Genomic DNA, 7,413 nt, shown 5'->3' with positions numbered 1-7,413 from the left:
GACCAGGGCAAGACTGCAAATGTGACCGGTCTTGCCGTGATGGCGGAGCTGACCGGGAGGTCGATCCCGGAAACTGGAACAACGATTTTCCGCCCACCCTACACTCCAGTGACGCTCTCGGTGCTCGGCGGCGGCGATTTAGGGCGGCATTTCCGACCACGCCGCCTCACACCCACCCATCACTGGGCCCAGGCGCAGGGCGCGGAGTTCGTCGAGGTCGGCCAGTGGATGCGCGCGCAATATTTCCCGCGTGCGGGCGAAACGCATTGGCGTCAGAGCGTGGACCGCGAGGCCAGGGCCGTGCGCGGCGCGGTGGGTCTGTGCGATGTGACGACGCTCGGCAAGATCGATGTCCAGGGCGCCGACGCGGGCGAGTTTCTCAACCGGCTCTACTGCAACATGATGGCCACACTGAAAGTCGGCCGAGTCCGCTACGGGCTTATGCTGCGCGAAGACGGATTTGCCTATGACGACGGCACCTGCGCGCGGCTGGCCGAGGATCATTGTGTGGTCACCACGACGACCGCCAACGCCGGTCTGGTCTATCGCAACATGGAATTCGCGCGGCAATGCCTGTGGCCGGAACTCGACGTCCAGATCATCTCCACGACCGATGCCTGGGCGCAGATTGCCGTCGCCGGGCCGAAGTCGCGCGCTCTGCTCGCCCGCATCGTTGACGGGTTCGACCTGTCGAACGAGGCCTTCCCCTTTATGGCCTGCGCGGAGCTCACCGTCTGCGACGGCCTGCGCGCGCGGCTCTTCCGCATCTCCTTCTCGGGCGAACTCGCCTACGAAATTGCGGTTCCCGCACGCTACGGCCACGCTTTGATCGAGCGGCTGATGGAACTGGGAGCCGATCTCGGAGCGACGCCCTACGGCACCGAGGCGTTGGGGGTCCTGCGGATCGAGAAGGGACACGCCGCCGGCCCTGAGTTGAACGGACAGGCGACGGCCCTCATGGTCGGGCTTGGCAGTATGGTATCGCAGAAGAAGGATTCCGTCGGCGCCGTGATGTCGCGGCGCGAGGGCCTTGCGGGCGACAGGCGACGGCTGGTCGGGCTGTGGCCCGTCGATCCTGCCGGGAAGGTGGTCAGCGGCTCGCATCTTTTTGCGGAAGACGCACCGAGGAAATTCGATACCGATCAGGGTTGGATCACGTCGGCTTGCTACAGTCCGCATGTCGGCTCGATGATCGGGCTCGGTTTCCTAGAGAACGGCGATGAACGGCTGGGCGAGGTGATCGTGGCCGCGAACCCGCTCGAAGGCGAAAGCGCGCGCCTGCGGGTCGTGCCGGCGCATTTTGTCGATCCTGAAGGAGCACGTCTTCGTGAGTGACCTGAGACCCATCACCGCGCTCGGTGCCGCGCTACCACGCCTCTCATCGTTCGGGGGGTTGGAGATCCGCGAGAACGCCGGTCTGGCGCTTGCCTCTCTGGCGCTGCGCTTCGGAACCGCAGAGCCGACGCCATTCGGCCTCGCTCTTCCCGGACCAGGCCGCTGGATTGCAGGGCAGGGGGTTGCCGCGCTGTGGACCGGACCGGATCAGTGGATGATCGAGTACGAAGGCCGCGCCGAGCTGGATTTTGCAGCCGAGCTCAAGCAACGCGCCCCCGGCTGCTCTGTGACCGAGCAGACCGATGGCTGGGTCGCTTTCGAGATTGTATCGCGGGCCGGCTCAAGGCCTGTCGAGGCATTGCTGTCGAAGCTTGTCAACATCGATCTCGCGGACTTTGGCCCGGGCCGGGCGACGCGTACCGGGCTTGAGCATATGAGCTGTTTCGTCATCCGCCGCAGCGACGCTCATGTCGCCGTGCTGGGCGCGCGCTCGTCCGCCGGATCGCTCTGGCACGCGCTGGAAACGGCGGCGAAGCGGCTCGAGGAAAGGTAACATGACCGCCCAAATCATCGACGGCAAGGCGTTCGCGGCGCAGCTACGTTCGAGAGTGGCTGAGCATGTGGCCTGGCTCAAGGAGGAGCACGGCATTACGCCGGGCCTGGCTGTCGTTCTGGTAGGCGATGATCCGGCGTCGGAAGTTTATGTGCGTAACAAAGGACGGCAGACTATCGAAGCTGGCATGAGGAGCCATGAGTACAAGCTGCCCGTTGAAACGTCTCAGGCCGATCTGCTTGCCCTAATCGAGCGGCTGAATTCCGATTCTGAGACTCACGGCATTCTCGTCCAACTGCCTCTGCCTAAACATATGAACGCTGATCTGGCGATCAATGCGATCGATCCGGCAAAAGATGTCGATGGATTTCATGTCTCGAATGTCGGGCTTCTGGGTACGGGACAAAACGCGATGGTCCCGTGTACCCCGTTGGGGTGTTTGATGATGCTGCGCGGCCATCTGGGCGATCTGTCCGGGCTCGAAGCGGTGGTCGTGGGGCGCTCGAACATCGTCGGAAAACCGATGGCGCAACTTCTGCTCGGCGATAGCTGCACCGTAACCATCGCTCATTCGCGTACACGCGATCTGGCATCAATCTGCCGCCGGGCCGACATCCTCGTTGCTGCCATCGGCCGCCCCGAGATGATCCTTGGCGACTGGATCAAGCCGGGCGCTACAGTGATCGATGTGGGCATCAATCGGATCGCGCGGGATGGCAAGCAACAACTGGTAGGAGACGTGGATTTCAGCAGCGCGGCGGAGATAGCGGGTGCAATAACGCCAGTGCCGGGAGGTGTCGGTCCCATGACCATCGCCTGTCTGATCACCAACACGGTCACCGCCTGCTGCCGTGCCCACGGGCTGCCCGCGCCAGAGGGACTGACATTTATGAAACCCTTCATGCGGCCTTCGGCCTGACGCGCCCGAACAAATTTTTACTGCACACACGAGAAAGTTCGATATGCACAAATACTGCCTGACGGTCACCTGCAAATCGAGGCGCGGGATCGTCGCCGCGATCGCAGGCTACCTCGCCGAGAACGGCTGCAACATCACCGACAGTTCGCAATTTGACGATACGCAGACCGGCAACTTCTTTATGCGCGTCAGCTTCAGTTCGGATGAGGGCGTTGGCTTTGACGCGCTAAGTAGCGGGTTTGCCGACACCGCCACAGCGTTCGGAATGGAGTTCGCCTTCCATGACGAGAGCCGCAAGATGAAGGTGATCATCATGGTCTCGCGTTTCGGTCATTGTCTGAACGACCTTCTGTACCGCTGGCGTATCGGAGCGCTGCCAGTCGACATCGTGGCGGTGATCTCGAACCACTTGGATTATCAAAAGCCGGTCGTGAACCACGACATCCCGTTCCGCTACATCAAAGTGACGAAGGAGAATAAGCTCGAAGCCGAAGCGCAGCAGATGCGCATCGTCGAGGAGACCGGCGCAGAGTTGGTCGTGCTCGCCCGATATATGCAGGTGCTGTCGGATGAGATCTCCGAGAAGATGTCCGGCCGCATCATCAACATTCACCACTCTTTCCTTCCCTCCTTTAAGGGAGCGAACCCGTACAAGCAGGCGTTCGAGCGTGGCGTGAAACTGATTGGTGCGACCTCGCACTATGTGACTGCCGATCTCGACGAGGGTCCGATCATAGAGCAGGACATCGTGCGCGTAACGCACGCTCAGAGCCCATCCGACTACGTGTCGCTGGGGCGCGACGTCGAAAGCCAGGTTCTCGCGCGTGCCATTCACGCGCACATTCACCGCCGTGTCTTCCTCAACGGGACCAAGACCGTGGTCTTTCCCGCTTCGCCGGGCTCGCACGCTTCAGAACGGATGGGATGAAGGCATACATACGGATAAGATCTTATCCTGTCGTCCGGCAAGAACGCGTCGGCGCTTAAAGCATTCCGATTGCGAAGGCTGCGGCGTAGACAGTGTGGATGGACCGAACCGGGGCGCAATGGCGTCATCTGCCTGATGAATATGGCAAGTGGAACAGCGTCTTCCGCCGATACCGGCGATGGGTCGCGACAGGGGTGTTCGATGCGCTGCTCGAAACGCTCGCCGAGATGGTGGGACGCGATGCCACCGCCGACATGATCGATAGCACCGTTGTCCGGGCACATCATTGTGCAGTCGGCATAAAAAGGGGACTCAGGAAATTGAGGCGCTTGGCCGATCGCGCGGCGGCTTCACCACCAAACTCCATGCGCGGTGCGACAGAAAAGGCCGACCTCTCGGCTTCGTCCTGACACCTGGCCAGGCGCATGATATTCAAGGCTTCGGCCCGCTGTTTCGAATGATCGCCGACCGTATTGAGACGCTCCTGGCGGACAAGGGCTATGACTCCGACGCCATCCGCGAAGAGATCGCCAAAGCCGGCGTCGAGGCGGGCATCCCCGCCAAAAGCAACCGCCGCGCCCCCACCCCGCATGATCGCGAGAAATACCGTTGGCGCAACCTCGTCGAGCGTCTGTTTAACAAGCTGAAGAACTGGCGCCGTATTGCCACACGCTACGACAAGACCAAGGAATCCTATCTTGGCTTCGTGGCCTGGCCTCAATCAAACTATGGCTGCCCTTTGTCCACGAAGCCTAGCACTGGACCTACAGAGCGCTGCCGCTTGGACACCAGATACTTCATTTCTTCAGCCGATTTCATCACTGAGCGGGCCGCCCATGCCGTGGGCGGCCTATTAGCAGGTCGAAAACGGTGCGCAAAAAAAGGCCAACGTACGCCATTTTGCCGCGAATGTCGCACCGTCACCGCGACAACCAAACTCAGGCGCAAACAACCCGGCCGGAACGGCAATTATCTCACCTAAAGCCTCGGCCAACTCACTCGCTAACCCGGCGAAGACGCTCTCCGAGGCTGAGCGCCACACACTCGGTCCTATCTCAGTATCCAATGTGTGTGCTTGACACGTATCCAATTTGTGTGCTGAATAAGCTCGGCCGAGGGGCAAGGCGCCTTGTCCGCCGTTTGGGTGGGGCGAAGCGACGATTGATACACATGCGGCGCCCGCAACTGGCGTTAAGACGGGGACAGTTTGCAGGAGGACACGAGCCATAGACTGGATCCCGCCAGCGCAGATTGCACGCGCAGGTGGCGTTACTCGCAATCGGCGTGGTGCAGGAACTCGAATCCGAGGTCGCCGTCTGCGGCGGTGGTCAAGGTGATGCAGCTCCGACCGCCTTCGCGGAACTCTGTCAGTTTCCCACTGGCATTGTTGCGACCCCGGCATTGTTGCGAGATTGGGCTGCGGAAGCAGCCCGGCTTGACGTGATGTACGTGGCGAGCCTGGGAAGAGTAGCATCAACATGACCAAAGCGTGGAAACTTTACGATCCGCGGCTAGCATGGATTCTTGTTGCCCCCACGCTTATGCTGCTCCTGGTGTTTCTTGTGCTGCCGATCGCCGTGATGGCGATCTACACCTTCTTTACCTTTGTCACGGCAGGTCTGGAAACCAGCACGCTAACCACCGCGAACTGGCACGAATTTCTCACCGACAGCTACTATTACGGCTTCCTTTTGAAGACGCTGAGAATTGGCGCGATTATCGCGCTGCTCTGCGGGATTTTGGGCTATTTCCCGGCCTATTTCATCTGGGCCACAACCTTCAAGCACAAGTGGCTGCTCTTGCTTCTGCTCATCGTGCCGTTCTGGATCAGCTTCACCATCCGCACCTATTCCTGGATCAACATCCTTGGCGAGCAGGGCGTCATCAACGTCGCCCTCCTGAAACTGGGGATCATCAGCGAGCCGTTGCCGATGCTGTACAACGAGGGCGCGGTCATCGTCGGGCTGCTGCATTTCCTGCTGCCGTATATGATCCTTAACGTTTATGTCAGCCTGGAAAGCATCGACCGCACGCTGATTGCGGCGGCCCGTTCGATGGGCTGCACCAGCGCGCAGGCGTTCCGCGAGGTGACATTGCCGCTTTCGCTGCCGGGGCTGGCGGCAGGCCTGATGCTCTGTTTCGTGCTGGCCGCCGGCAGCTATGTGACGCCGCAACTCCTCGGCTCGGGTCGCGACGCGCTGTTCGGCAACCTCATCTCCGACACCATCATGAGCGAGCTGAACTGGCCGATGGGCGCCACGCTGTCGATCGTGCTTTTCGTGGTGCTCGGCTTCTTCGCCGCCATCTACACCCGTTACATGGGCATGTCGCAGGTCGTCAAAGGATTGGGTGGATGATGAAGTCTGGGCAAATGAAGGCGGGGCGGCGGAACAAGGAAGGCAGATGGGCTTGGCGGCTGACCGGCTTCGTGACGCTCTGCGTCTATATCTTCATGTTCGCGCCGATCGTGGCGACCGTCATCCTGTCGTTCAACGCCTCGATGTTCGGCGGCTTCCCGATGACCGGCTTTTCGCTGCAATGGTACGGCAAGCTGATGGCCAATGAGGCGGTGCTGGCCGCGTTCCGGACGTCGCTGTGGATCGCCCTGGTCACCGCCGCCGCCACCACGGCGATCGGCGTCGTCACGTCGTTCGCGCTGGTACGTTTCGACTTCCCTGGCAAGCAGATGCTGAGCACGCTGGTGATCCTGCCGGCGCTGGTGCCCGAAACCATTCTGGGCGTCGGCCTCCTGGTGCTGATCAAGGCGGTCGACCAGCCGAGGACCCTGCTTCTCCTGGTGCTCGGCCACATCCTCCTCGCCGTGCCCTATGTGGTTCTGATCGCCCAGGCGCGCATGGTCGGCATCCGGCGCGTCTATGAGGAGGCGGCACTTTCGCTTGGCGCCTCGCGCTTCTCGTCTTTCCGCGAGATCACGCTGCCGCTGCTCCTCCCCGCCGTCGTCGCGGGCGCGCTGCTCGCCTTCACCATCTCATTCGACAACACCTCGGCCAGCCTGTTCTGGCGGCCCGCAGGGGTTGAGACGATGCCGACGCAAATCCTTTCGATGCTCAAGATCTCGGTCAGTCCGGAGATCAACGCGCTCGGCACCGTGATGATCCTGGTTACCGTCGGCGTCCCGCTGCTCGGCGGCCTGATCCTACGAGGCCTCACCCGGTTAAGAAAAAAAGCAACGTAAATGGGAGAACTGCAATGAAACTCACCACCACCAAGCGGCTGGAACGGCTGCACGATAGGTATCTCAACAGCGGTCTGAGCCGCCGCACTTTCCTGACGCTGACCGCCGCCGCGGCGGCCGCGGCGGGCCTCGACATGCCCTGGATGAGGCAGGCACTCGCCGCGGTCGAAGAGGTTCGCTTCGACGGGTGGGGCGGCACGGTGCAGGATGCGATCGACAAATATGCCTTCCAGCCCTACACGGCCAAGACCAAGATCAAGGTGGTCCAGGGCACGTTCGGCGGCGAGGACGAGATCATCACCAAGATCAAGACGGCGAAGCCCGGCGACTTCCAGATCGTGCATTCGTCCGGCGACTACTACCTCAAATATGTGAATGCCGGGATGAACTCGGAGATCAACGAGGCCAACATTCCCAACATGGCGAATGTGCTGCAGCCGATGATCGAGCCGTTCCGCAAGCTGACGCCGAAGCTTTCGGCC

9 protein-coding genes are annotated in these 7,413 nt (G+C 61.3%); all 9 read left to right on the top strand.

Annotation, left to right across the window (positions count from 1 at the left end; genetic code table 11):
- Positions 1–1,335: glycine cleavage T C-terminal barrel domain-containing protein (locus EOA32_RS30435; protein ID WP_281015295.1), on the top strand; the 1,335-nt coding region annotated here is incomplete at its 5' end.
- Positions 1,328–1,888 carry a sarcosine oxidase subunit gamma gene (locus tag EOA32_RS30430; RefSeq protein WP_128373684.1) on the top strand — a complete coding sequence of 187 codons (561 nt, stop codon included), beginning with the start codon at positions 1,328–1,330 and terminating at the stop codon, positions 1,886–1,888. The genes EOA32_RS30435 and EOA32_RS30430, both read left to right, overlap by 8 nt.
- Position 1,889: 1 nt before the next feature.
- A complete protein-coding gene (folD, locus tag EOA32_RS30425) occupies positions 1,890–2,807 on the top strand; it encodes a bifunctional methylenetetrahydrofolate dehydrogenase/methenyltetrahydrofolate cyclohydrolase FolD (protein WP_128373683.1) in 918 nt (305 codons plus the stop codon).
- A gap of 43 nt (positions 2,808–2,850) precedes the next feature.
- Complete coding sequence (gene purU / locus EOA32_RS30420) at positions 2,851–3,735, top strand: formyltetrahydrofolate deformylase (RefSeq protein WP_128373682.1); 885 nt, start codon at positions 2,851–2,853, stop codon at positions 3,733–3,735.
- A gap of 194 nt (positions 3,736–3,929) precedes the next feature.
- A complete protein-coding gene (locus EOA32_RS30415; RefSeq protein ID WP_245499434.1) occupies positions 3,930–4,145 on the top strand; it encodes a hypothetical protein in 216 nt (71 codons plus the stop codon).
- Positions 4,055–4,717, top strand: a complete 663-nt coding sequence (locus EOA32_RS30410; protein WP_245499432.1) for an IS5 family transposase — start codon at positions 4,055–4,057, stop codon at positions 4,715–4,717. The genes EOA32_RS30415 and EOA32_RS30410 overlap by 91 nt, the downstream gene beginning before the upstream one ends.
- A 496-nt stretch (positions 4,718–5,213) precedes the next feature.
- Positions 5,214–6,092, top strand: coding sequence for an ABC transporter permease (locus EOA32_RS30405; RefSeq protein ID WP_128373679.1), 879 nt, complete (start codon positions 5,214–5,216; stop codon positions 6,090–6,092).
- Positions 6,093–6,106: 14 nt separating this feature from the next.
- Positions 6,107–6,931, top strand: coding sequence for an ABC transporter permease (locus tag EOA32_RS30400; RefSeq protein WP_128373685.1), 825 nt, complete (start codon positions 6,107–6,109; stop codon positions 6,929–6,931).
- A 14-nt stretch (positions 6,932–6,945) separates the two neighbouring features.
- Positions 6,946–7,413, top strand: a 468-nt coding sequence (locus EOA32_RS30395; protein WP_128373678.1) for a twin-arginine translocation signal domain-containing protein, incomplete at its 3' end; no start/stop codon positions are given.

This window comes from Mesorhizobium sp. M1A.F.Ca.ET.072.01.1.1, from assembly GCF_004023325.1.
GTDB lineage: Bacteria > Pseudomonadota > Alphaproteobacteria > Rhizobiales > Rhizobiaceae > Mesorhizobium.
Note: the sequence above shows the minus strand (reverse complement) of the source record. Positions and strands in the feature narration are given on the sequence as shown.